Raw genomic sequence first — 24,390 nt, 5'->3', positions numbered from 1 at the left:
TCGAGGCGCTTTATCGAAAGCGGTCGCCTGATCTACTTGACCCCTTGGCGAGATGGCGGTTCAGAATTTTCTTTGAACGCTCGTTCAGAGCCCTTGCTGCAACGCGGGATCGTCGGGGTTCAGTTGTTCGAGTTGGGCCAGCAGAACCTGCACATTCTGCAGTTGGCCGCTCTCTTTCCAGTAATTGATCAGCAACACCCGTGCTTTGCGATCAGCGGGATGACGCTGAACGATTTCCTGCAACTGCTTTTGCGCGGCCTCCAGTTCCTCGGCGCTGTGCAGAGTGGTGGCGAGGTCGTAGCGGTAATCCTTGTTGTCAGGTTCCAGTTCGACCGCTTTGGACAAGCCGAGCAGGGCGTATTCACGCTGACCGTGGTGCAGCAGCCAAAGACCGAGGGCATGTTGCAGATACGCGGAGTCTGGCTGGGCCTTGAGCTGTCGGGCGAGTAATTGTCGGGCGGCGTCAGTCTGTCCCTGGCGGTCAAGCACATCGATCTGCATGACCAGCGCCTGCAGGTTGCCGGGTTCCAGACGCAGCGTATTGTCCAGTGCAACCTGAGCGTTTTTGAGTTCAGCGTTATGGATGTAAAGGCGAGCCAGTTGCGCATAGTTGGCTGCACTTTCAGGTTGGCCCTTGAGCACTTGCTCCCAGCCGTCAATCGCCTGCTGCAGCGGCGCGAAGTACAGGCCTAGCTCATCAGGCGTCAAACCGAGCAGAGCGTTGATCGCGGCAAAACGGACGGTTTGATTTTCATCATCAAGCATCGGCCCCAGCAACAGGCTGCGTTCACCGCCCGGAACCAGTCCAAGCACACTGTTGATTGCCGCTGCACGCACCTTGGGCGATTTGTTCTGCAGGTCCGCATCGGCGAGTTTCAAGGCCTGCGGACTGGGGTAGTTAGCCAGTTCGTCATGCAGCCAGACGCGTCGCTTGACCGACAGATCGGCACGCCCCAATTGTTGATACAACTGACGTGCCGCGCCCGCTTGACCGGTACGGGCGGCGCTCAGCGCTTCGCTGTAACCGTGCCTGATCGCGTCCGGGATCACCGGGGCGCTGCTGCGCAGGGATAACCAGGCCACGGTGATGACGAGCACGAGGCCAAGGCTGATGAGCAGGTAACGGCGGGACTTGAGCATGCAGGATTCCGAAAACAGGCGAACTTGAGCGCAGCGGCAAGCTTCGGTCAGCCCGGCCTGTGAGTCAAACCCGATACATGCGAATCGGCCTACAAGTCGCGTCGACTCTGTGAGTCGTGAAGTTTTCAAGGCAGTGTCTACGCTTGGAGGAGTTGTTTCGACGAGTGTGCCCATGCAAGCCCTGCTCAATTACTTCAAGGCCGTGATACATCCCGGTCAGGCGATCCTGCTGTTTGCCTTGCGCACCATCGCGGCGGGGTTGCTGACGCTGTATCTGGCGTTTGTGTTCGATCTTGACCAACCCAAGTGGTCGATCATGGCGGTCGTCATTGTCAGCCAGCCGCTGGCAGGGATGGCGTTGGCGCGCAGTTTCGGTCAGGTGATCGGTACCACCCTGGGGGCGGCCGTCGCGGTGTTGATCATGGCGATTTTCCCGCAGGCGCCGCTGCCATTCATTACCACGCTGGCCTTGTGGCTGGCCTTGTGCACGGCAGGCGGCACCTTGCTGCGCTACACCAGCTCCCAGGCATTTGTACTCAGTGGCTATACCGCTGTGGTGGTGGCATTACTGGCTATTCCCAATCAGGACGGCACCTTTCTATTGGCCATCACCCGCGTCACCGAGACCCTGCTGGCCGTGGCGTGTGTCTGTGTGGTCAGCTTGCTCACGGCGCGCCCGGAAGCCGTGGCCAAGGGGTATTTCGCCAAGGTCGACCAAGTGATCAAACTCGTCGCCAGCCACGCCGCTGCAGTGATTCGCACAGAAGAAAGCGAAGCCCAATTTCAGCACCGACAAATGCAGTTGCTCGGTGAAATCAGCGTCCTTGAAGGGCTGCGGCGACACCTGTATTTCGACGCGCCACGATTGCGCAGTGCCAACAATCTGGTGCTGCTGTTGGGCAACCAGCTGATGTTGCTGACGTCTCGGTTGACCGCATTGAGGCATCAGCGCGAACTGCTCACCGAGCGCTGGGAGGGCGATTTGCCGCAGAATGTCCAGCGCCTGCGTGCCGCTGAACTGGCGCTTCTCGATCAGTTGGCGGAGCAGGGGAGGTCTATGTCTGCCGAGACGCGGCATCACTTCGTCACGCTGCAACAGCAGTTCGAAGCATTGGCTTACCAGACTGAACAGTTGACCGAAGACCTGAGCGCCCCCCTGCGGTCACTGGCTTGGGCGTTGCGCTGGGAGCAGGCGCGGCTATTGCAGCAACTGGAGCAAATACTGGAATTGAGCGACGCGATTCAGGAGGGGCGCGAGGCCAGTTGCCTTTATCGCGGTCAGGCCAGCTCACTGCATCTGGATTTCACGCTGGCCACCATGAACGCCATACGAGCCTTCACCGCCTTGCTGGTGGCCGGGCTGATCTGGATCGAAACGGCCTGGGACGGCGCTCGGGGCGGGATGATTCTGGTAGGGATTCTTTGTTCGCTCATGGCGACTTTCCCGCGACCGCTGATGGCCGCGCAAAGTTATGCCCGTGGATTGGGGTTGGCACTTGTGGTCTCGGCGGTCTATCAGTTCATGCTGGTGCCGGCGATCAGCGATTTCGAGTTGCTGGCGTTGATACTTGCCCCTCTGCTTTACGTGATCGCGGTGGGTTTGGCGAGCCCGGCGACTGCCGGAATCGGTATGGGCCTTGGGCTGTCGAGTTTTCTTCTCCTCGGCCCACAGAATGTCGGCACCGGGCAGAACACGGCCATTCAATGGTTCGAGTTTGCCGGTGCTTACGTCAGCGCGGCGATGCTGGGGCTGATCGTCTATGCGTGGATTTTTCCGTTTCGCCCGGTCTGGCGAGTTCGCCGGTTGTATCACGAGGCGCGCGAGCAGGTTTATGAACTGACCAAAACACCGCCTACCGACCAACAACAATTCGCCTTCGAAAGCCGCATGGTTGATCGCCTGACCAGCATGCTTGGCTTGTTGCCGGCAACAAATGACCGCGCCATGCAGCAGCTATATGAAATCAGTCTGGCGTGCGTAGCCTTGGGTGTGGCCACCCACCAACTCAGGCAGCAGGCGCAGAACAATGCACTGCTGACGGATGCGTTCAGCCAGCGCTTGTCTTCAAGCCTGCGCAAGACCGGGCGCTTTGTGGCGGGTCGCCACGACGCACAACTGGCGCCGTTGCTGGTCAAGCTGCACGGGTTGGGGGATGAGCTGGATGATTTGCACGTCGCCAGTCATGAACATTTATGGTCGGTGTTTCGCATGCGTGTAGCTTTGATGATCGTCGTTTCATTCCTTGAGCGCCATGGCGAACAGTTGCAACGTAATGCCCCGGAAGGAGAGCCAACCCTTGCCCATTGATTTCGAGATTGGCGGCGTTTATCTGCCACCGATTGCCCAGGCCCTGTTGCTGGCCATACCGATATTCATGTTGCTGGACTGGGTTTTGCGCCGACTGGGGGTGATGCGACGGGTCTGGCATGAAGCACTTTTTGAGGGCGCGTTGTATGTCTGCGTCTGTGCCACGCTGATTTTGCTGATGGGAGCCTGATGCCTTGAAAGTGTTACTTGCTCGATTGACGACGTTGGCGGTGGTGATACTGGCAATCGTGCTCGGCTGGTTTGCCTGGGAGCATTACACCCGCGCGCCGTGGACCCGGGATGCCCGGGTGAGGGCGGACGTGGTGACCTTATCGGCTGATGTTTCGGGACGCATCGTCAGTCTGGCGGTGCAGGACAATCAGCATGTCGACAAAGGCCAGCTGTTGATGGAAATCGATCCGGCACGCTACCGCTTGGCGGTAGAGCATTCGCGGCGCGCGGTTGAAGTGGCAAAGGCCACACTGGGGCAGTCGCAAGCCGCGATTGTTGCCAGTGAAGCACTGCTCAAACAGCGTCAAAGCGAAGAGCGCCGGCGGCGTAAGCTCAAACAGGGCTTTGCCATCTCCGGGGAGGAATGGGAAAAATCCAGTACCGATGTGGCTGTTGCCCAGGCTGATCTGTTGCGCAATCAGGCCAATCTCGGGCTGGCCGAAGCCAACGTGCAATTGGCGATTGCCGCACTGACTCAAGCGCAACTGGACCTGCAGCGTACTCGTGTTGAATCGCCGGTCAGCGGCTATGTCACCAACCTGTTGACGCGTCAGGGTGATTACGCGGTGGCCGGTGGGGCGCTGTTGGCGCTGGTCGACAGTGATTCGTTCTACATCAGCGGCTATTTCGAAGAAACCAAACTGCCGCGAATCGAGGAAGGCGATCGGGTGCGGGTTCAGTTGATGAGCGGTGAAACCTTCGGGGGCACGGTGCAGAGCATCGCCTTCGCCATCGCCGACCGTGAAAACGCCCCGGGCAGTCGGCTGCTGGCCAACATCAATCCGAGTTACACCTGGGTAAAACTGGCGCAACGGGTGCCAGTACGGATCGAAATCGACGGTGACTATGCCGGCAAGAACCGCTTGCGGGCAGGTACCACCGCCACAGTCACGATTCTGGAAAACAAAAAAGATCAGGCACAAAAAAGCCCCGCGACCGAATGATACGCGGGGCAAAAAATTTGGTTGGTTGCGGCCAACCAAAGGAGCTCTTTAACAACTCTTACTGAATGGCGACTGTCTCTGGCTGCCAGCCACCCCCCAGCGCCTTGTAGATCGCGACGATGCCGCGATACAAATCGACTTCGGCCTGGGCCTGGCTGTCTTCGGCATTCAGACGTTCACGTTGGGCGTCGAGCAGCACGAGGAAGTCCGTCGTGCCTTCGCGGTAACGAATCTCTGCCAGGTCAGCGGCCTTGCGGCTCGATTCACTCTGACGGATCAGCGAGATCAGGCGTTGCTGGCGTTTGCCGTAATCGCTGAACGCGTTTTCCGACTCTTCCAGTGCCAACAGCACTTGTTGCTCGTAGGTCGCCAAGGCGCCTTCGGCATCCGCATCGGCGCCGCGCAAGCGCGCTCTGACGCTGCCAAGGTCGAAGGCTGCCCACGTAATGCTAGGGCCAAGTGCCCAGGCACTGGCCGCCGAAGAACCGATCTGCGAGCCGCGCCCGGCCGTCCAGCCGAGGAAACCGCTGAGGCTGACCCGTGGGAACAGGTCTGCTTTGGCCACGCCGATCCGCGCCGTGGCCGAGGCCAGCTTGCGTTCAGCGCTGAGGATGTCCGGACGGCGTTGCAGCAGTTCGCCCGGGTTCCCGATTGGGAGGGCCTTGGCAATCGCCGGCAAGTCTTTTGGACTCAGATCGACGGTCAGCTTGTCCGGACGCTCACCCAGGAGGGTGGCGATACGGTTTTTCTGTCGAACCTGTTCCGCCTGCAGTTGCGGCACGCTGGCTTCGACCGAGGCCAGACGCGCATCGGCACGTTCGACATCGAGCTGATCGCCAACGCCGGCGTCACGCAGGCTGATGGTGATCTTGCGCGACGCCTGCTGGTTTTTCAGATTGGCCACGGCGATCTTTTCCCGCAGTTGGGCGCCGCGCAGTTGACCGTAGGCGTCCACCAGTTCGGCAATCATGGTGACTTGCAGTTGGTAGAGATCGGCCTCGGCGGCCTGTTGGTCGGCGTCGCTGGCTTCCAGATTGCGCTGGATGCGACCGAACAAGTCCAGCTCCCAAGCCATGTCCAGGCCCAGGTCATAGCGTTCGCTGCTGACCCGTTTGGTGGTCTGACCGGGAATCTGCCCCTTGGCCAGATCACTGCTGGCGCGGCTGGTAATGGTCGGCATTGCGTCGTTGCTGGCGTCGTCGCGGATCGCTCGGGCGGCTTTCCAGCGGGCGAACGCCACGCGCAGTTCTCGGTTGCCTTGCAGCGATTGGGTCACCAACTGGTTGAGGGTCGGATCGTCGAACTGCTGCCACCAGATGCCTTCGAATTTCGAACGGTCAAAGTTTTTTTGACCGTTGGCGCCGTCGGTGGCGGTCGTGATGTTGGCCGCTTCCGTCGCCGGGGTCTTGTAGTCGGGACCGACGGCGCAGGCGCTGAGTGCCAGCACCAGCAGGCTCGGCAGGAAGACTTTCAGACTCATTGTTGCGCCTCCAGTTTCAGAGCTTTGGCCGCTTTGCGCGCTTCGCTGCGCTCGACAAAGTTGCGAATCAGTACGTAGAAGACTGGCGTCAGCAACAGACCGAAGAAGGTCACCCCGAGCATCCCGGAGAACACCGCTACACCCATGGCGTGACGCATCTCGGCACCGGCACCGCTGGAGAACACCAGTGGCACCACGCCCATGATGAACGCAAAGGAGGTCATCAGGATCGGCCGCAGACGCAGACGGCAGGCTTCCAGTACCGCCGCCAGCGGGTCGAGCCCCTCCAACTGTTTATCCTTGGCGAACTCGACGATCAGAATCGCGTTCTTGCAGGCAAGCCCCACCAGTACGATCAAGCCGATCTGGGTGAAGATGTTGTTGTCACCGCCGGAGATGATCACACCGGTGATGGCCGACAGCAGGGTCATCGGTACGATCAGGATCACCGCCAATGGCAGGCTCCAGCTTTCGTACTGAGCGGCGAGCACCAGGAACGCCAGCAGTACACAAAGCGGGAACACGAACAGCGCGGTGTTGCCGGACAGAATCTGCTGGTAGGTCAGGTCGGTCCATTCGTAGGTCATGCCGTTCGGAAGTTCATCCTTGAGCAGTTTCTCGATGGCTTTTTCCGCTTGGCCCGAGCTGTAGCCGGGAGCAGCTGCACCGTTGATTTCCGCAGTGATGAAACCGTTGTAGTGCATCACGCGATCGGGACCTGAGGTGTCGCTGACCTTGATGAAGGTCGCCAGCGGGATCATTTCGCCTTTGTTGTTGCGCACTTTCAATTGGCCGATCTGATCGGACTCGAGGCGGAACTGCTGCTCGGCCTGAACGTTGACCTGATAGGTGCGGCCAAAACGGTTGAAATCGTTGGCATACAGCGAGCCCAGGTAGATCTGCAGGGTGTCGAAGATGTCGCTGATCGCCACTCCGTGGGTCTTGGCTTTTTCGCGGTCAATGGCGGCATCGACCTGCGGCACGTTCACGGTGTAACTGGTGAACAGGCCCGCCAGTTCCGGCACGTTGCGGCTCTTGTTGATGATGTTCATGGTTTCTTTGTACAGCTCGTCGTAGCCCAGGTTGCCCCGGTCTTCGATTTGCAGACGGAAACCACCAATGGTGCCCAGACCTTGTACCGGCGGTGGCGGGAAGATCGCCATGTACGCTTCCTGAATGTTGGCGAACTGGCCGTTCAAGGCACCGGCAATTGCACCGGCGGACATGCTCGGGTCTTTACGTTCGTCGAACGGTTTTAGGGTCACGAACACGATGCCGGCGTTCGGGCTGTTGGTGAAGCCGTTGATCGACAGTCCCGGGAACGCTACAGCGCTTTGCACCCCTGGCTGTTTCAGGGCCAGATCGGACATGCGCTTGATCACGTCTTCGGTACGATCCAGGCTCGCAGCGTCCGGCAGTTGCGCGAAGGCCACCAGGTATTGCTTGTCCTGGCCGGGTACGAAACCGGTCGGGGTGCTGGAGAAACCGAAGAAGGTCAGCACCATCAGGCCTGCGTACAGCAGCAGGGCGATGCCGCTGCCACGGATGACCCGGCGAACGGTGCCAACGTAACCATGGCTGGCCTTTTCAAAGAACCGGTTGAACGGACGGAACAGCCAGCCGCCGAAGATCTTGTCCAGCAATTTGGAGAAGCGGTCTTTCGGCGCGTCATGACTTTTCAGTAATACAGCGGCCAGTGCCGGCGACAGGGTCAGCGAGTTGAACGCCGAGATCACGGTCGAAATCGCAATGGTCAACGCGAATTGCTTGTAGAACTGCCCGGTGAGACCGGAGATGAACGCCGCCGGAACAAACACCGCACACAGCACCAGTGCCGTGGCAATGATCGGCCCGGTCACCTCACGCATGGCGCGCTTGGTGGCTTCGACCGGCGCCAATCCGAGTTCGATGTTCCGTTCGACGTTCTCCACTACCACAATGGCGTCGTCCACCACGATCCCGATGGCCAGTACCAGGCCGAACAGCGACAGGGCGTTGAGCGAGAAGCCGAACAGGTGCATCACCGCAAACGTACCGATCAACGATACCGGCACCGCCACCAAAGGAATGATCGAGGCGCGCCAGGTCTGCAGGAACAGGATCACCACCAGAACCACGAGGATCAGCGCTTCGAAGAGGGTGTGAACCACCGCTTCGATCGAGCCACGCACGAAGATCGTCGGGTCATAGACGATGCTGTAGTCCATGCCTTGCGGGAAGCCTTTCTTCAGTTCGTCCATCTTCGCCCGGACTTCGTTGGAGATGTCGATGGCGTTGGAGCCTGGGCGCTGGAAGATCGGGATCGCGACGGCGGGCTGGTTATCCAGCAACGAACGCAAGGCGTATTGACTGGAACCCAGTTCGACGCGGGCGATGTCTTTGAGGCGGGTGATTTCACCGTCATCGCCTGCGCGAATGATGATGTTCTCGAACTCTTCCTCGGTGACCAGACGGCCCTGCGTGTTGATCGACAGCTGGAAACTCTGGGCGTTCGGGGCAGGGGGGGCGCCCAGTTGGCCGGCAGCGACCTGACGGTTTTGTTCACGAATCGCGGTGACGACATCGGTGGCCGTCAGATTGCGCGAAGCGGTCTTGTTCGGATCGAGCCAGACCCGCAGCGAGTAGTCGCCCATGCCGAACAGTTGCACGTCACCGACACCGTTCAGACGAGCAAGCTCATCCTTGATGTTGAGGATGGCGTAGTTGGACAGGTAGAGCATGTCGTAGCGCTTGTCCGGCGAGGTCAAGTGCACAACCATGGTCAGGTCGGGCGAGGCCTTGTCGACGGTGATACCGATGCGCGTCACTTCCTCGGGAAGTTTCGGCTCGGTGCGGGTCACCCGGTTTTGTACCTGCACCTGCGCGTTGTCCAGGTCAGTGCCCAGGGCGAAGGTGATGGTCAGGGTGATCTTGCCGTCAGCGGTCGATTGCGAGGACATGTACAGCATGTTCTCGACACCGGTAATGGCCTGCTCCAGCGGAGCGGCCACGGTTTCACCGATGACTTTAGGGTTGGCACCCGGGAAGTTGGCACGTACCACGACGGTCGGCGGAACGACTTCCGGGTATTCGCTGATCGGCAATTGAAACAGCGAGATCGCACCGGCGATCAGGATCAACAGCGACAGCACCGCTGCGAAGATCGGCCGTGAAATGAAGAATTGGGAAAAATTCATCGGAGTTGTCGTCCCTTAACCGCGTGGGGTCGTAGCAGCCAGCTTCGCAACCGAACCGGACGCACCTTTGGCAGGGGCGTCTTTAGGCGGGTTGCTGGCTTCCAGCGCTTGACGTTGTTGTGCGAGTGCCGCGATGGTTTGTTCGCTGGCCATCGGCACCACTTCAGGGGTGACCGGTGAGCCAGGACGTACCCGTTGCAAGCCCTTGACGATGATCGTGTCGTCCTTGTTCAGACCGGTACGGACGATGCGCAGGCCTTCGATCTTCGGACCGAGTTCGACGGCGCGATAAACGGTGTTGTTGTCCGCGTCCATCACCAGTACGAACTTCTTGCCCAGGTCGGTGCCCACCGCTTCATCGTTGATCAGCATGGCGTCGTAGGTGCCGCTGCCGACCAGTTTCAGCCGTGCATACAGACCCGGGGTATAGAGCCCGTCGCTGTTGTCGAATACCGCGCGACCACGAATGGTGCCGGTCTTCGGATTGACCTGGTTGTCGACGAAGTTCATGTGGCCCAGGTGCGGGTTGCCGTCTTCATTGGACAGGCCCATATACACCGGGGTGCCGGCCCCGCGCTGACCCTGGCGGGCGAGTTGGGTGTATTTGAGGAATACGCGCTCGTCGGCGTCGAAGTAGGCGTAGACCTTGTCGGTGGAGACCACACTGGTCAGTGGCGTGACGTCGGCGGTCACCAGGTTGCCGGCGGTGATCTCGGCACGGCTGACACGGCCGGTGATCGGCGACGTGACGCGGGTGAAGCTCAGGTTCAGTTTGGCCAGATCCAGTTGCGCTTGCAGCGCACCGACGGCGGCGCGGGCTTCTTTAGCCGCGCTGGTACGCGAATCAGCCAACTCGGCGGAGATGGCGTTGCTGGTACGCAGACGCTCGCCACGAGCCGCCTCGTTTTCACTGCGGGTGGCGTTGGCGCGGGATTGGGCGACCAGTGCTTCGAGGCGGCGAACCTCGGCCTGGAATGGGCGCGGGTCGATCTGGAACAGCAAGTCGCCTTTCTTGACCAGCGCACCTTCGGTGAAGGCGACGTCGTCGATCTGGCCGGAGACCCGTGGACGGATTTCAACGGTTTGCGGCGCTTCGAGGCGCCCAGTGAATTCATCCCACTCGTTGACCGGTTGTTCCAGCACCTTGGCCACGCTGACTTTCGCAGCAGGCGCGGCGGCGGCAGTCTCCGGAGTCTTGCCGCAAGCGCTCATCACCAGCACGGCCAACATGGCCAAGGGGAAGCGCAAATGTTTGAGTGACTGTTCCATGGATTGATCCGCCAATGTATTGAAGATGGGCGGATGATGCTGGGCGGGGGTGGGATGGCACGAATCGAATGAAGCAAAGGTAACTATCATTCGGAATGATATAAGGGCCGAGTGAGCCCTCTAGCATGCACCTTTCGTTAGGTGGCTATCAATCTCGCTGATGGCAAATTTTTCTTGCCGGCAGTGCAATGTTCGACGCTGAGGCTGAGCGGCGGGGATTATGTGGCGATTAAAAAGACGAACCCGCCACGGCGGCGGGTTCGAGATTGCAATCAGAGTGTTGGCAACTGGCCGATGCGGCTCATCATTTCCGTGACGATTTGCAGATCCAGCTGGAATTGATCCACGGTCTTGAACTCGCCATCGGTATGGCCGGTGTACTTGACGTCTGGCCGCGCCAGGCCGAACTGCACGCCGTTGGGCAACTCATGCACCGAGGTCGCTCCTGCTGAAGTGCCGAACTCGTGTTTCATGCCCAGGTTCTCAGTCGCCACTGCCAACAGCGCCTTGACCCATTCACCTTCGGGATTGCGGTACATCGGTTCGGCGACCGAATAGTCGAAGGTAACGGCAACGTGGCTGTTCTTGCTCCAGGCTGCCAGTTTCTCAGCGATTTCGGCCTTGAGTTTCTCGGGTGATTTGCCTTTTGGAACCCGCAGGTTGACCGCAAGCTTGAAGGTGTTGTCATCCATCGCGACATAGGTCAGCGACGTGGTCAGCGGGCCCATGAAGGCGTCGGAGAAGCCAACACCGAGTTTGTTGCCCAGGTAATCCAGCCCCCAGTTGTCAGCCGCGTAGCGGGCAGCATCGGTGATGTGGTTGTGCTTGAGCGCGACCTTGCCATCAAGGCTGTTGATGAAGTCGAGCATGCGCGCCACCGGATTGACCCCGGACTCGGGTTCGGAGGAGTGGGCGGACACGCCCGTGACCGTCAACTTGACGTCTTTGCCGTCGACCTTGCTGCTGATCTGGAAATCGCCGCCATTGCGTTTGGCGTATTCGGCGCCGGCCTTTTGCAGGCTGGCCGCCAGCTCAGCGGGCTGGTCGGTGACCAGTGTGGCAACCGACGCCGAAGGAATCTGATTGGTCGCCAGGCCTCCCGTCATCGAGATGATTTGCGCGCCTTTGCCCTCGGCCCGGCGCTTGGCAAAGTGGGCCATGACCGTGCCGTAACCTTTCTCGGCAATCACCACTGGATAACCGCCATCCAGCGCCAAATTGTACTTGGGCGTTGGATTGCGCTCGAAGTAGTAGGGAATCGCGTCGCCAGTGGTTTCTTCGGTGGTGTCCACCAACAACTTGAAATTGCGCGCCAGCGGCAGCTTTTCTTCCTTGATCACCTTCATCGCGTAGAGCGTGACGACGATGCCGTTCTTGTCATCTTCGGTGCCGCGGCCATACATGCGGTCACCGATCAGGGTGATCTTGAATGGATCAAGACGGGTGCCGTCCTTCAGTACCCAGTTTTCCGGCGTCACGGGCACTACGTCAGCATGGGCATGAATGCCGACGACTTCATCGCCGGTGCCTTCGAGGGAAATCTCATAGACCCGGTTGTCGATGTTGCGAAAGTTCAGGTTGAAAGACTGGGCGAGGCCCTTGATCTTTTCGCCGATCTTGATGAATGCCGGGTTGTCGTGCTGGGCAACGCCGTCCTTGCGAAAGGTCGGGATTTGGACCAGGTCGCGCAGCGTCTCGGTGGCTGCCGCGCTGTATTTCACGCGTGCATAGAGGCCGAGCAGGCGATAGATCTCGTTCTGTTGTTCAGCCGTCAGGGTTTTATTGTCGAGAAACGCGCCGATGGCCGGGCCGATGTCGGCCGTTTTGGCCAGGTCGCTCTTGGCCAGGTCACCGAGGAACTGGCGGAAATCCGTGACCGAACCGGTGCTGAAGGTCTTGAGGATTTCAGCGCTCTGTGGCGGGGTGATGTTGGCCTGAGCCGGCACCGTGAATAGCGACAATGAGGCCAGCATCAGCGAGGTTGCGGCCAGATTCTTGAGAGGGAAATTCATGACTCGGGGGCATTCCTTTGCAGGGCAGTTGATAAGACGTGTCTCAGCGCTGAGACACATGCATTTACAAACTAACACTGCAGCGGACAGGCACGGGAGTCCTGAAACGGGATCTGTCGCACAGGACGGTAAAAACGACGCACAAGCGAAAGAGCGCACTTAATGAGCCAACAGGCTTTAACTGTCATTGCGCCGTTTACACCGCTAGAGGCTGTATCTGCGTTTGAAGCTGGCCGCTGACGACGGATATTTCTTTGAATTGGTCGCGGTCGCGCAGAATGAACAAAGCGTCCAGGCCGCGTGCCTGTGCCACGCGTGGACCTTCGATGTCGCCCAGAACCATCAGTGCCGTCGCCCAGGCGTCGGCAAGCATGCACGAGGAAGCCGTCACCGTGACGGACGCGAGTGAGTTGGCCAAGGGGGCGTCGGTCGCCGGGTTCATGGTGTGTGCGTAGGATTGCCCCCCTATATCGACCCAGTGTCGATAGTCACCGGACGTGGCGATGGCACAGTCGCTGAGTTCCATCACCCCCATGACTTCGCGCACACCGCGACAGGGTTTCTCGATGGCTACGGCCCAGGGTTGAGCATCAGGTTTGACGCCCCTGGCGCGCATTTCACCGTCGATGCCGACCAGATAGCAGGTGATGCCGAACCCTTCCAGACAGCGAGCCAATTGATCGACCCCGAAGCCTTTGGCGATGCCGTTCAAATCAAGATTCAGCGGCGCACGTTTGCGAACCTGATTGCGTTGCAGGTCAACCTCTAGTGCTTTGCTGGCGGACAGTCGAGGTTTTGGCGAGTCGGTACCGAGCATCTGTTCGGTGATCGAGGGTTCGTCGGGGCCGAATCCCCAGGCCTGCACCAGATCTCCTACAGCGATATCGAAGGCGCCATTGGACTGTTGACTGACCCGCAGCGCGGCGGCCAACACCGTGGTCAGCTCCTGAGGCACCGACAGCCATTGCTGCTCGGCAGCGGCATTGAGGCGGTTTAGATCGGAATCGGGCTTCCAGGTCGACATCTGCTGATCGACCCGGTGTACCGCATGGGCGAGGCCCAGGCCGATCTCGTCACAATTGATCCCGGGCTCGGCATAGAACAGGGCCGTGTAGCGGGTGCCCATGGTTTCGCCGTTCAAACGGTAGCGTTGCGTATCAGTAGACATCTTCACGGTAGCGTCCTTGTGCCTTGAGCGTGATCACGCTGAGGTTGAGCGGTGCCAAGACCTCATCCAGCGCCTGCATCACCCCTTTGGCCATTTCTCGGCTGCCACACACCAGCACTTGTGCGCCTTTTTCAATCAAATGGCGCAACGCGAGTGCGTCGCTGATCAACCGGTCTTGCACGTAACTACGATCCTGAACCTGGGAAAAAACGGCGCGCAGGGCGGTGAGGCGCCGGTCTGCCAGATAACGGTTGAGCTCCGGTTCGTAGAGGAAGTCGGAAGCGGGGTTGCGTCCGCCCCAATACAAGTGCATCGGGTGCCGCGCCTTGTTGTTGCGGATAAAACCGGCCAGTGGGCCAATGCCAGTACCGGCGCCGATCAGAATGACCGGGTGGGTCCCGGACGCCGGCCGAAATTGCGGGTTGGGCTGGATAAACGCTTCGATCGTCGCACCGATGCTCAAACCATGCAGGAACTGAGAGCAAACGCCGCCTTCATGTTTGCGTACGCAGATCTCCAGAACGCCGTCTTCTGCGCTGCTGGCCAGCGAATAAAAACGCGGAACCGCGCTGCCCGGCGGGACAATGCCGACCAGGTCGCCGGCCTGAAAGCTCGGCAGTGAGCTGGCTGCCTTGAAGCGCAGGACGTGAGTGGGGGCATTGACTTGCTCGCCATAGGCGATGCATTCGGTCAGGACCAGTTGCTGGGTGCGCGGGTGGCTGGGGCGGTGAACCAACGTCAGTTCGTGACCCAGCACGTCGCCCAAGGCCGCGCCCCAGCGAGCAAATTCCTGTGGAGACTGACGGTTGACCGTTTCCAGTCCCAGCAACGGCGAACCGTCGGCTTGTTCCATCGCTTGTTGAACCTGATGGGCGTACTGACAGAATTGCGCAAACTGCCTGTCCCCCAAACCCAGTACCGCAAAAGGCTGGCCAGGCGTGAGGCCGACCTGGCTCAGTTGCGTGAGAAACTGTGACGCCGAGGCCGGAGCGTCGCCGTCACCGTGGGTTGCGGTGAGGATGAGTATCCGCTGAGCGCCGTGATAATCGGCTTTCCATTCATTGAGTGCGGCGCTATGGACTCGATGGCCTGCCTGGTGCAAGGCGTCGTGCAGGGTTTTGGCAAACCCCCAAGTACTGTTGTTTTCACTGCCCACCAGAATCACGCTGTCGGCGCAGTGAGCCGGGCTGTTGTGCTGGATCTTCGCGCCAGCCTTGCGCCGGCGCCACCAGAGCAGAATGCCGGTCACGCTCATTAACGGCACGCACAGGGCGCAGAGGCCAAGCGGCAGGCCCAGCCACCAGAGGCCTTCGCCGGTGTGCAACTGGTAAATCAGCTCGTAAAGGTTACGCATCGCGTCATGGGCTTGATAGGACAACAAGTCGCCGTTGACCGGATCGACATAGCCGTCGCCCTGAGCGGTGCGCAGAGAGAATACGTCTTGCGGGTTGTCGGCACTCGGGTAGACCAGTTCACGCAGGTCATTCAGGTCGACGGCCTGCAGGGCTGGCAGGCTGGCCACAGGCAAGGCCGGGCCGGCGCTGATGTGAGTGGGGAAGGCCGGCTCGTTCTGAGTGCCGTCGGCGATCAAACCGAACGTGGTGCCGGACATGTATAGCCCGCTCACGGCCGACAGCAGCAGCCCGAGCAAGGCCAGGCGCCCGACTTCGGCGTGCCAGCGCTGGCTGAAGGTGCCGCGCTGTGGTCGCAGAAGATTGCGCCAGCCACCCAGACGCCGCGCCAGCAACAACGCGCCGGACACCGACAGGATCAACATGAACAGCGCACCGACGCCCGACACCCCGTGACCGGGTGTTGCGAGGAACAGCGAGCGATGCAGGTCTTTGACCCAGCGCGAGAAGCCGGACGGCTCGTAAGGCGCCAGACCCTGGCCTGTCAGTGGATCGACCTTTTCAGCGCCGGAGCGCCCATCCTGGCGGTAATAGACGATGACCGTCCCGGACGCTGTCCGCTGGATTTGCTCAACCCCCGGAAAATGGTCGGCGACGCGCCCGGCCAACTGGCCGACGCTGAGCTGCCCGGCAGCGGTTGAAGTGCTGTGCAGGCGTTCCAGCGCAGGATCAACGGACAATATGGCGCCGCTGATGGCCAATAACATGACCAGCAGAGCGGCAATCAGACCGGGCAGTGAGTGGAACTGGCGAAGCATGTTCGGCCTCCAGAGTGGGCGGTACTACAGGTCGTAGGTAAACGAATCGACATAAGTGCTGCCAGTCACCGGCTGCCCCGAACCCTTTGAGGTCAGCGGCACACTGATGTCGGCTCGGCCTTCGCGCTTGTCCTCGACGGCACTGTCGATCCGGATCTGATACCCGGCATCAATCAAGGCGTCTGCCAGTTCAACACTGACCTTCAGCGTGCGGCCGCTGCCGACACTGGCGCCGCTGACGCCGTCAAATTCGCTGCGCTGCATGCCGCTGCCACGGGCCCAGTCGGTCAAGTGGCGGTAGTACTTGGCCTTCTTGCCAGCGACCCAAAGGGTTTTTTGGTATTGGCCATTGGCATCTGTGACATAAATCGCCAGGTACGCATCGTTGCCGCTGTAGTTTTTGAGCTGGGTGGTCAGCGTCACTTCACGCGCCTGGGCCAACCCTGGCAGAGCAATGGCACCAATGAGACAGGCTGCTGCGATGATTTTTTTCATGTGGATGTCCTGTTTGAGCGTTGTGGCGAGAGCCTGTACCCGTTGGCTGACAGCAACCTGAAAGGCCCGGAAATAAATCGGCGATGACTATTCGGCGGCGCGTTCGGGCAGGTAGTCCTCGTTGTCTGCGCCATACTGAAAACCTGCTGAATCTTCAGATTCACGTCAGGTAAGGCGGTTAGGGTGCGACACAACAACCATCACAGGAGGCGCCAGATGCGGGTTTTATTGGTCGAGGACGCAGCCGGGCTGGGGGAGGCCGTGCGCGAGCAGATCGCCGATGACGGCCATGCCGTTGATTGGGTGCAGCGCCTGGACCATGCACGTAATAGCGTGAGCTCTACGCCTTATGACTTGATCCTCCTGGACTTGATGCTGCCGGACGGTCGCGGGCTGGATTTTTTGCGTCAGCAACGTTCAGCCGGAGACACAACACCGGTGATCATCCTCACCGCTCAGGATCAGATATCCGATCGTATCGCCGGCCTCAACGCCGGGGCCGACGACTATCTGGTCAAACCGTTCGACCTGTTTGAGTTGTCGGCCCGCGTGGCGGCCGTGGCCCGCCGTTACAGCGGTAACCCCAATCCGCAAATCAAACTCGCTGATTTGCAGGTCGACATGAGTGCCCGCACGGTGATGCGCGCCGGTGTATTCGTCGACCTGACGTCGCGTGAGTGGGCGCTGTTCGAAGCGTTTGTCCAGCGTCCGAGCGCGCTGCTGTCCAAGTCGCAACTGGAGGAGCGTCTGTACGCGTTTGGCGCCGAAATCGAGAGCAACACCATTGAGGTCTATATCAGCCGACTGCGTAAAAAACTGGGCCGTGACCTGATTGAGACTGTGCGTGGCATGGGTTACCGGTTGGCGTCCGTATGAAGTCGCCCTCAAGTCTGCAAAAACGCCTTGGCCTGGGATTGACGCTGGGTATGACGTTGCTCTGGCTGGGCGCGACCGTCGGGGCCTGGCTGGTGGTGCAGCATGAGTTGAACGAGGCGTTCGACAGTGCATTGGAGGAGACCGCACAACGCATCCTGCCCCTGGCGGTACTGGAAATCAGCAATCGTGAAGAGCCCCGTGAAGCTCAACATGTCGCCACCCTGAAAATGGACAACGAATACCTGATGTACGTGGTGCGCGATGCCAAGGGTCAGATTCTGATGCAGTCTCACGATGCCAATCCGAAGATCTTCAACCCACAACCGAGTGAAGGCTTTTCCACCACCAAAAAATATCGTCTGTACGGGGCCAGTGCGTTGCGCCAGACGTTGTTCATAGACATTGCCGAACCCTTGGGGCATCGCCGTGAAGCGGCCCGGGAAGCCTTGTTCGCCTTGCTGTTGCCGTTACTGGCGCTGATTCCCATCAGTCTATTGGGCACCTGGTTGTTTGTTCGCATCAGCTTGCGCAGCGTGTTGGCCTATCGTCGCGCGGTTGAAGCGCGCGGTGTGGGAGATCTGTCACCGATCAACGTGACGCGGTTGCCGGCTGAAATCGACCCGTTGGCTGACGCGGTCAATCACCTGCTCGAACGTTTGCGCAAGGCATTGGAGGCCGAGCGCAGCTTTACCGCCAATAGCGCCCATGAACTGCGCACACCGCTGGCCGCGACGCTGGCGCAGATCCAGCGCTTGCGCCACGAAGCCCCAGAGGGGCCGTTACAAGTGCGTGCAGCGAAGATCGAAAACTCACTGCGCGAACTGGCGCGACTGTCCGAAAAGCTCATGCAACTGGCCAAGGCCGAAGGCGGCGGGCTGTTGTCCGAAACCCCGCAGGATCTGATTCCGTTACTGGCCCATGTGGTGGATGAGTGGAATCACAGCAGCGGGCAACGTATCGAGTTGCAACTGCCCAAACAGCCCAGTGTTTATTCGACGATTGATCCGGACGCTTTCGGCATCCTGTTGCGCAACCTGATCGAGAATGCGCTCAAGTACGGCGCGGCAGATCAACCGGTTCAGGTCAGCCTGACCCATCAGGCAGTGCTTCGCGTCATCAACGGTGGCCCGGCCGTGCCCGAGCCGGTTTTGCAAAGGCTGACCGAACGCTTTGTGCGAGGCAGCCGTGAGGCCGGGGGTTCAGGGCTGGGGTTGGCGATCGCCAAAACCATTGTGCAAGGCGTCAACGCGAGCATGGTTCTGGCATCACCTGCAACAGGTCGACTGGAGGGGTTTGAAGTGTGCATCTTTTTACCGCTTTGCTCGATGAGCCAAAACTGAGGTTTTCTGCGCAAGCTGAGCCCCGCGTGCCGAAACGCTCCATACCCCTTGAAACAAGGTTGTGATAGATAGAATCACCGGGGCAGGCTGATTGATATTCACTATGATCGGACGGCTCAATTTCAATTTTGCGCGTTCATGAAGTCTGTTTAGACTTCGCGGCAGCGCACGCCCCGTCGATTGACAGCCTGGCGGCAGATTTGCACAAATACGCCTCCTTGGTTCAAGCCGCATTGCCGGACAGATTCGGTGAGTGGGGGGATCGGCCGGGTAACGGAACTCCGGGCACGCGTTGATCTCTATCGCCCAGAAAAAAAAGAATGTTGTGGCAGGCATACATTGCGTTTGCGACGTCGAGAGCCCTTTCCGTGTTTTGCGTTCAGGAAGAACCGGCGTCCTGTATTCCTCGATCCCGACAGAAGTGATCATCATCATGAGGGAACAAGATGACTGGGGGCTTTTCGAACAATCACGCCGTACAGTGGGAACATGAAGTTCTCGACATTGTAGGGACGCTGCAAGCCTTTATCAGAAAGGCTGCGCCATTGAAGGTCGACATGGTGCTGGAGGGGGAGACCGGCACTGGCAAAGACACATTGGCGCGTCGAATCCATGCGTTATCCTGCCGCGAAGGGCCTTTGATTGCGCTCAATTGCGCAGCGATTCCGGAGCAACTGGCCGAAAGCGAATTGTTCGGTGTCATGGCCGGCGCCTATACCGGCGCTTCCAAGTCCCGGGCCGGTTACATCGAAGCGTCCAACCACGGCACGCTTTACCTTGATGAAATCGACAGCATGCCGCTGCTGCTCCAGGCCAAGCTGCTGCGAGTGCTGGAAATGCGGGGTATCGAACGCCTCGGCTCGACACGCTTCGTGCCGCTGGATCTGCGCGTGATCGTCGCCACCCAGACCCCTCTGGAAAAACTCGTGGAGGAGGGCAAGTTTCGCCGGGACCTGTTCTTTCGTCTCAACGTCATCAAGATTCAGCTACCGACCCTGCGCTCGGGCTTGCAACATATCCAGCCGCTGTTTCAGCGCTTCGTCAATGAAGCCGCCGTGCGCCATCACCAACCCATCCCCGAGCCTGATCCTGATCTGCTCAAGCGCCTGCTCAGCCATCGCTGGCCGGGCAATATCCGCGAGCTTAAATGCGCGGCCGAGCGTTTCGTGCTCGGGATGCCGCCTCTGCAGACGGACGATCCCTGCGCTGACAGCCCATCCTGCGTGCCGCTCAAAAGCTATTTGCGCCTTTTCGAAAAAACCCTGATCCAGGATTGCCTGTCGCGCCATGCCAAGTGCATCGACTCGGTCATCAGCGAACTGGGCATCCCCCGGCGCACCCTGTACCACCGCATGAAAAGCCTGAGCATCGACTCCCCCGAGCTCTGATCAGGGCTGCCGAGCGAAGATTCACTGCCGTCGTGGAACCGCTTCCGAAAATCGACCACTCATTGTTCGAACACCATTGGGGTGTTCAAACAACCTTCGATTATCAGGAGTAACACTATGGCCGGTACCGCATCCCTTGGCGCTTCGATGGCTGCCATGACGAAGATGGACGCCACTGCTGCTGCAACCACCACCATGAACGCCGAGGCTCAGTCCAACAAGATGATGACCGATACCGTCAACGGTATCGCCAGCGCCTATCAGGACTCTGCGACCAAAGCGCAGAACGCTGCCCAGCAAACCGGCAAGGCGATCAACTACTAAGTGGTCGTGGGCTCTCTCGACTTCGGTCGGGAGGGCCATGACTTGTGCAGTCAAGCAGGAGCACTTCTATGTTTTCTTCTTCGATAAGCATGCCCCAGACCAGCTCATTCCAAGGTAGCTTCAGCGCGGCCAACATGAGCGAATTCCAGAGCAACTCCGACAGCACCGCCGGGCAGATCGCCTCGTTGCTGGGCGACGCGCTGTTTGAAAAAAACGGTAGCGGCGCGAACATCCGTGATGCGAAAAATCCGCTGCTCGAAATGATCGCCGACTACATGGACAAGAACCCTGAGCAGTTCGGCAAGCCCGACGATGCCACCGGCAAGGTGCGCAGTTGGCGCGATGAATTGGGTGAGGACAACTACCTCAACAGTGATGAAAAACAAGCTTTCACCAAAGGCCTGGAAGGTTTGATCAAAGACATCCTGGGGGGTGGCACCCAGAGCGGCGGCAACGCCAGCGCAGGTGCTGGCAGCGGCTGGAATCCTGGTGCGGGCAGCACGGGCGGTAACCAGAGCAGCGGCGGCATCCAGGATTTGCTGTCGTCGCTGCTCGGCAACCTCGGTGAGGAAAAGCTCGGCAACCTGCTCAAGCCCACCGGCGATCCCATGCGCGACGCGCGAGGCGAAATGGCCTTTTCCAACGATGACAAGGACGTGCTCAAGGAAGTCGCGCGCTTCATGGACATGCACCCCGAAGAGTTCGGCAAGCCTGACGGCAAGTCCAAGGACTGGATGGGTGAATTGTCCGAGGGCGACCTGTTCATGTCCAAGGGTGAAAGCAAGCAGTTCCAGAAGGCCATCGACATGATCCAGGGCGAGGTCAAGGGCAGTGCCCAGGGCAATTCGCTGGGGGGGCTGTTTCCCAACGCCGAGCAGAACTTCCTCAATGGCGGTGCCGGTAACACGTTGAAGACCGACGCCAGCATTGCGGCCGGCAACGTGCTTTCAGTGTTGGTGCAGCAAAGCACCACCAGCTATCGCGGCTGAGCGTAAACCTTCGTCCTGGCAGGAGAGCATGAATGGCGATTACAGGGGTAACAGCTAACCACTCGGGTTTATCCGTTGCTGAAGGGCTGCCGCTCAGGCCGCCTGCCGAGGCGGACATTGCCTGGTTCAATGCGCAGATGCAGCAGGCGGCGACCCGAGCGCCGCGCGAGGATGCGCCCGATTCGGCGATCGCCCGGGCCTCCACAGCGTTGCAGAAGGACGCCGAAAAGGCTGATCGCGACTTGCAGCGAGCGTCACGCTCAACCGATCCGCAACAGGCATTGCAGGCCAACCGGTCGCTGTCTTCGTTTTATCTGGAAAGCTTGCTCAGCGCCAAACTGGTGAGCAAGGCCGCCCAGAGTGTGGAAAAACTCACCAGTCTTCAATAAGGCCAGACCATGCATTCCAAGGTACTCAGGCTGCTCGTGCCGGCCCTGATGATCCTGTTGCTGAACGGCTGTGGCGAGCGCATGGAACTGCACCGCGAGTTGTCCGAACAGGACGCCAACGAAGTATTGGCAGAACTGGCAAGCAAGCACATCGATGCGCAGAAGCGCCCGGACAAAAACGGTGTTGCGGTGCTCGTGGCGACTCGGGATATTTCCCGAGCGGTCAGGGCACTGGAGGCGGTTGGTCTGCCGCGCCGCTCACGCTCCAGCCTGGGCGAAGTCTTTCGCAAGGAAGGGGTGATTTCCTCGCCTCTTGAGGAGCGGGCGCGTTATCTCTATGCCTTGTCCCAAGAGCTTGAGCAAACCCTATCCCAGATCGACGGCGTGGTGGTGGCGCGGGTGCATGTGGTGCTGCCTGAGCGGGTTGCCCCGGGTGAACCGGTTCAACCGGCGTCTGCGGCGGTGTTCATCAAGCATCGCCCGGAACTTGATCCGGACAGCCTGTTGCCGCGAATCCGGCGCATGGTCGCCAGCAGCATCCCGGGAATCAGTGGCGCCGATGACAAGAAACTTGCGGTGGTCTTCGTCCCCGCTCAGAGCTATCACGAGGCCGTGCAAAAAGTCAGTTTTGGCCCGGTACAAATGACTCGCGAGCGCTGGCAGTTCTGGCAATGGTTGCTCGGGTTATGTGCCGTGGCGGGGGTGTTGCTGCTGGGTGGACTGCTGGTCCTCAACCCGCGATGGCGTCAGCGGCTGGCCAAAATGTTGGGGGGCGCCAGAACGGCGCCAACCGATTCGTGATGAATTCGCCGCAGGTATCACCAGAGCAAGCGCTGGCCTGGGTCCGTTGGTGGGTGCAAGGCGCACGGCGAGCCGAGAGCGGTTGGGCGCTGGGCGAGCAGGGCATTGAGCCTTGCAGCCTGGCGTTTTTGCGCCGCCACTCAGGGCCTTGGCTGGATGCACACCTGGGCATGAGCCACGAATGGCCGCCGTCCCCCAATCCGGTTTTGTTACCGTTGCTCGCGCTTGATTGCACGCAATGGCGGCGGGTGCTGAACCTGGTGGTGGCGGTCTGCGCCGGCAGTCAGTCGGCTGAGGTGGGCGGATTGAGCCGCGCCGAGCTGATCTGGTGTCGCCGGTTGGGTAAAGCGCTGCAACCCGGTCACTGGTTGCAGCCGTCGTGGAGTGCCGACAGTCCTGAAATTCGAGGCCTGAGACTGTTGCGGGCGTGGGTCGGCGATGCGGTGTGGCGACGTTTGCGCCTGATATTTGATCGCTCACGGGTGGCGGCGGCTGAGGCTCACGGTTTTGCGCCATTGCCACCCCAGCGCCTGACCAGTCTGTGGCAGGCCGTCGGTTGGTACGCCCTCACTTTCCAGAATGAACAAGGAACGCCGCATGTTGACCCGCCGCAGCCTGACCCTCAGTGATTCCCGGGCGTTGCCCGATGGCCCGGTGTTGCGTCGTGAAACCCTCGAACAGAGCCTGATGGCCGATCAACTGCTTGAGGCCGCCCGCAGCGATGCCGAGCAGATACTGGCCGAGGCTCGAAGCCAGGCAGAGCAACTTGCCCATGAGGCTCGCGAGCAGGCCGGTGCCCAGATCTGGCGCCAAGCCGATGCCTTGTTCAGCGAATGGCAGGCCCAGCGCCAGCAAATGTGGGAGCAGATCACCAGCAGCGCCGAAACCCTGGTGACCCGCACGCTTGAGTGTCTGCTGGGCGAGCTGGAGCAACAGGAACGAATCGCGGCGTTATTGCGTCAGATCGCGGCAGCCCATCCCCGGGAGGACGTCGGGACATTGCATTGTCATCCGCAGGATCTGGCAGAGGTCGACCGCCAGGTGCAATCGGCACAGGCCGTCTGGAGTGTTCGCGCCGATGCGCAACTGCCGCGTGACAGCCTGTGCCTGCGTACCACACTGGGAGACTTCAGCCTGTCCTGGAACGCGTTGGTCAGCCATGTGTGGCCATTGCCGACCACCCCGAAGCAATGATCACCGCGTGACAGGGAACCAACTCCGGTAGTCGGCCACTCAGTGGGCAGTTCTCGGATCTGGAGTCTCACCATGCTGTCTTCTGATGCACTGCGCCGCCGCCTCGACAACACCTTTGAACACACGCAAAAGGATCTGGATTCTGCGGCCTTGTCGCTGGATGCCTTTTCCCCCGATGACTGGCACGCCTTCAACTCGGCGATCCGCCAGTCTTCTACTGCCAGTTGGGCGGCCAATCAGGAAATTGTCGTCAAACACAACCTGGCCAAGGCAATCATCAATGAAATCCGCTGAGCTGACGGGCACTCTGCAACGTTGGCTGGACAGCGGCGAGGGCGAGTTGACGCTGCATATCGATGAGCAACCGGTGCGTTTGCAGCGGCGCCCGGCCGGGGTGTTGTGTCGCGTTGGCTTGAGCGTTGTCTGGCGCGGCGGCGACGCCGGACTTGAGGCGGCAATGCGCTTGGCCGGGCCAAGTCTGGGGCGCTTCAGTGCGGCCTTGGCGCTGGACCCGCAGGAGCGTCGACTGTGCCTGATGCGTTATCTGGCGTCCGAGGGCGTGACGCCGATCATCGCCGCCCTCGAAGCGTTGGCCAATCAGCGCGAAGTCTGGGAGGTGATGCTGGCCGTCAGCCCTGCACCCGCCCGCGCGCATAACCGTTCTCTCGCCTTGGGACACCGCTATGTTTAAGCACT

22 protein-coding genes are annotated in these 24,390 nt (G+C 60.1%); 14 read left to right on the top strand and 8 right to left on the bottom strand.

The window, feature by feature from the left end; genetic code table 11:
• Nucleotides 1–84 precede the first annotated feature (84 nt).
• Nucleotides 85–1,140: a tetratricopeptide repeat protein gene (locus AACY11_RS09475; protein WP_339494527.1), complete on the bottom strand. Its 1,056-nt coding sequence runs from the start codon at nucleotides 1,138–1,140 to the stop codon at nucleotides 85–87.
• A gap of 172 nt (nucleotides 1,141–1,312) precedes the next feature.
• Between AACY11_RS09475 and AACY11_RS09470 the strand changes: the two genes are divergently transcribed.
• Genes AACY11_RS09470 through AACY11_RS09460 form a run of 3 tightly spaced genes read left to right on the top strand, consistent with a single transcriptional unit; the run spans nucleotide 1,313 to nucleotide 4,623 of the window.
• Entirely contained in the window at nucleotides 1,313–3,448 is a 2,136-nt protein-coding gene (locus AACY11_RS09470) for an FUSC family protein (protein ID WP_339494525.1), read from the top strand.
• Nucleotides 3,438–3,638 (top strand): DUF1656 domain-containing protein, encoded by a 201-nt coding sequence (locus AACY11_RS09465; RefSeq protein ID WP_339464278.1) that lies wholly within the window; start codon nucleotides 3,438–3,440, stop codon nucleotides 3,636–3,638. The genes AACY11_RS09470 and AACY11_RS09465 overlap by 11 nt, the downstream gene beginning before the upstream one ends.
• 4 nt (nucleotides 3,639–3,642) lie before the next feature.
• The gene (locus AACY11_RS09460) at nucleotides 3,643–4,623 is read left to right on the top strand and encodes an HlyD family secretion protein (RefSeq protein WP_339464277.1); all 981 of its coding nucleotides are present in this window, start codon (nucleotides 3,643–3,645) and stop codon (nucleotides 4,621–4,623) included.
• Between the two features lie 58 nt (nucleotides 4,624–4,681).
• On the opposite strand, the gene AACY11_RS09455 is transcribed toward AACY11_RS09460, so the two are convergent.
• From AACY11_RS09455 to AACY11_RS09425, 7 genes are all read right to left on the bottom strand, one after another.
• Nucleotides 4,682–6,103 (bottom strand): TolC family protein, encoded by a 1,422-nt coding sequence (locus AACY11_RS09455; protein WP_339464275.1) that lies wholly within the window; start codon nucleotides 6,101–6,103, stop codon nucleotides 4,682–4,684.
• The gene (locus tag AACY11_RS09450; RefSeq protein WP_339464274.1) at nucleotides 6,100–9,279 is read right to left on the bottom strand and encodes an efflux RND transporter permease subunit; all 3,180 of its coding nucleotides are present in this window, start codon (nucleotides 9,277–9,279) and stop codon (nucleotides 6,100–6,102) included. Before AACY11_RS09450 ends, AACY11_RS09455 begins: the two co-directional genes overlap by 4 nt.
• Before the next feature lie 15 nt (nucleotides 9,280–9,294).
• Complete coding sequence (gene mexE / locus AACY11_RS09445) at nucleotides 9,295–10,548, bottom strand: multidrug efflux RND transporter periplasmic adaptor subunit MexE (RefSeq protein ID WP_339464272.1); 1,254 nt, start codon at nucleotides 10,546–10,548, stop codon at nucleotides 9,295–9,297.
• Nucleotides 10,549–10,820: 272 nt separating this feature from the next.
• The gene (locus AACY11_RS09440) at nucleotides 10,821–12,560 is read right to left on the bottom strand and encodes a dipeptidase (protein WP_339494523.1); all 1,740 of its coding nucleotides are present in this window, start codon (nucleotides 12,558–12,560) and stop codon (nucleotides 10,821–10,823) included.
• A gap of 196 nt (nucleotides 12,561–12,756) precedes the next feature.
• Nucleotides 12,757–13,728 carry an FAD:protein FMN transferase gene (locus AACY11_RS09435; protein WP_339494553.1) on the bottom strand — a complete coding sequence of 324 codons (972 nt, stop codon included), beginning with the start codon at nucleotides 13,726–13,728 and terminating at the stop codon, nucleotides 12,757–12,759.
• Nucleotides 13,718–15,898: a PepSY domain-containing protein gene (locus AACY11_RS09430; protein WP_339494522.1), complete on the bottom strand. Its 2,181-nt coding sequence runs from the start codon at nucleotides 15,896–15,898 to the stop codon at nucleotides 13,718–13,720. Before AACY11_RS09430 ends, AACY11_RS09435 begins: the two co-directional genes overlap by 11 nt.
• Nucleotides 15,899–15,922: 24 nt before the next feature.
• Nucleotides 15,923–16,393 carry a DUF2271 domain-containing protein gene (locus AACY11_RS09425; RefSeq protein ID WP_339494521.1) on the bottom strand — a complete coding sequence of 157 codons (471 nt, stop codon included), beginning with the start codon at nucleotides 16,391–16,393 and terminating at the stop codon, nucleotides 15,923–15,925.
• A gap of 216 nt (nucleotides 16,394–16,609) precedes the next feature.
• Here AACY11_RS09425 and AACY11_RS09420 point away from each other — a divergent pair, with 216 nt between their 5' ends.
• The 11 genes from AACY11_RS09420 to AACY11_RS09370 all read left to right on the top strand — a co-directional run bounded on the left by AACY11_RS09420 (nucleotide 16,610) and on the right by AACY11_RS09370 (nucleotide 24,385).
• Entirely contained in the window at nucleotides 16,610–17,269 is a 660-nt protein-coding gene (locus AACY11_RS09420; RefSeq protein ID WP_221729819.1) for a response regulator, read from the top strand.
• Nucleotides 17,266–18,609: a sensor histidine kinase gene (locus AACY11_RS09415; protein ID WP_339494520.1), complete on the top strand. Its 1,344-nt coding sequence runs from the start codon at nucleotides 17,266–17,268 to the stop codon at nucleotides 18,607–18,609. Before AACY11_RS09420 ends, AACY11_RS09415 begins: the two co-directional genes overlap by 4 nt.
• 446 nt (nucleotides 18,610–19,055) lie before the next feature.
• Nucleotides 19,056–19,997: a sigma 54-interacting transcriptional regulator gene (locus tag AACY11_RS09410; protein ID WP_221729821.1), complete on the top strand. Its 942-nt coding sequence runs from the start codon at nucleotides 19,056–19,058 to the stop codon at nucleotides 19,995–19,997.
• Nucleotides 19,998–20,114: 117 nt separating this feature from the next.
• Nucleotides 20,115–20,321, top strand: coding sequence for a hypothetical protein (locus tag AACY11_RS09405; protein WP_045493062.1), 207 nt, complete (start codon nucleotides 20,115–20,117; stop codon nucleotides 20,319–20,321).
• A 68-nt stretch (nucleotides 20,322–20,389) separates the two neighbouring features.
• The gene (locus AACY11_RS09400) at nucleotides 20,390–21,310 is read left to right on the top strand and encodes a DNA-binding protein (protein ID WP_339464266.1); all 921 of its coding nucleotides are present in this window, start codon (nucleotides 20,390–20,392) and stop codon (nucleotides 21,308–21,310) included.
• Between the two features lie 32 nt (nucleotides 21,311–21,342).
• On the top strand, nucleotides 21,343–21,699 hold the full coding sequence (gene sctI, locus AACY11_RS09395; RefSeq protein ID WP_221729822.1) for a type III secretion system inner rod subunit SctI: 357 nt from the start codon (nucleotides 21,343–21,345) through the stop codon (nucleotides 21,697–21,699).
• A 9-nt stretch (nucleotides 21,700–21,708) separates the two neighbouring features.
• Nucleotides 21,709–22,500 (top strand): type III secretion system inner membrane ring lipoprotein SctJ, encoded by a 792-nt coding sequence (gene sctJ / locus AACY11_RS09390; protein ID WP_339494519.1) that lies wholly within the window; start codon nucleotides 21,709–21,711, stop codon nucleotides 22,498–22,500.
• Nucleotides 22,500–23,129, top strand: coding sequence for a hypothetical protein (locus AACY11_RS09385; protein ID WP_339494518.1), 630 nt, complete (start codon nucleotides 22,500–22,502; stop codon nucleotides 23,127–23,129). The genes sctJ and AACY11_RS09385 overlap by 1 nt, the downstream gene beginning before the upstream one ends.
• Nucleotides 23,098–23,694, top strand: coding sequence for a type III secretion system stator protein SctL (gene sctL / locus AACY11_RS09380; RefSeq protein WP_339464262.1), 597 nt, complete (start codon nucleotides 23,098–23,100; stop codon nucleotides 23,692–23,694). The genes AACY11_RS09385 and sctL overlap by 32 nt, the downstream gene beginning before the upstream one ends.
• Nucleotides 23,695–23,766: 72 nt before the next feature.
• Nucleotides 23,767–23,988 carry an HPr kinase gene (locus AACY11_RS09375; RefSeq protein ID WP_003225084.1) on the top strand — a complete coding sequence of 74 codons (222 nt, stop codon included), beginning with the start codon at nucleotides 23,767–23,769 and terminating at the stop codon, nucleotides 23,986–23,988.
• Entirely contained in the window at nucleotides 23,975–24,385 is a 411-nt protein-coding gene (locus AACY11_RS09370; protein WP_339494516.1) for a type III secretion system chaperone, read from the top strand. Before AACY11_RS09375 ends, AACY11_RS09370 begins: the two co-directional genes overlap by 14 nt.
• Nucleotides 24,386–24,390 lie beyond the last annotated feature (5 nt).

The sequence above is a fragment of the Pseudomonas sp. RA_105y_Pfl2_P56 genome (assembly GCF_963970845.1).
GTDB classification, from domain to species: domain Bacteria; phylum Pseudomonadota; class Gammaproteobacteria; order Pseudomonadales; family Pseudomonadaceae; genus Aquipseudomonas; species Aquipseudomonas baetica_A.
Note: the sequence above shows the minus strand (reverse complement) of the source record. Positions and strands in the feature narration are given on the sequence as shown.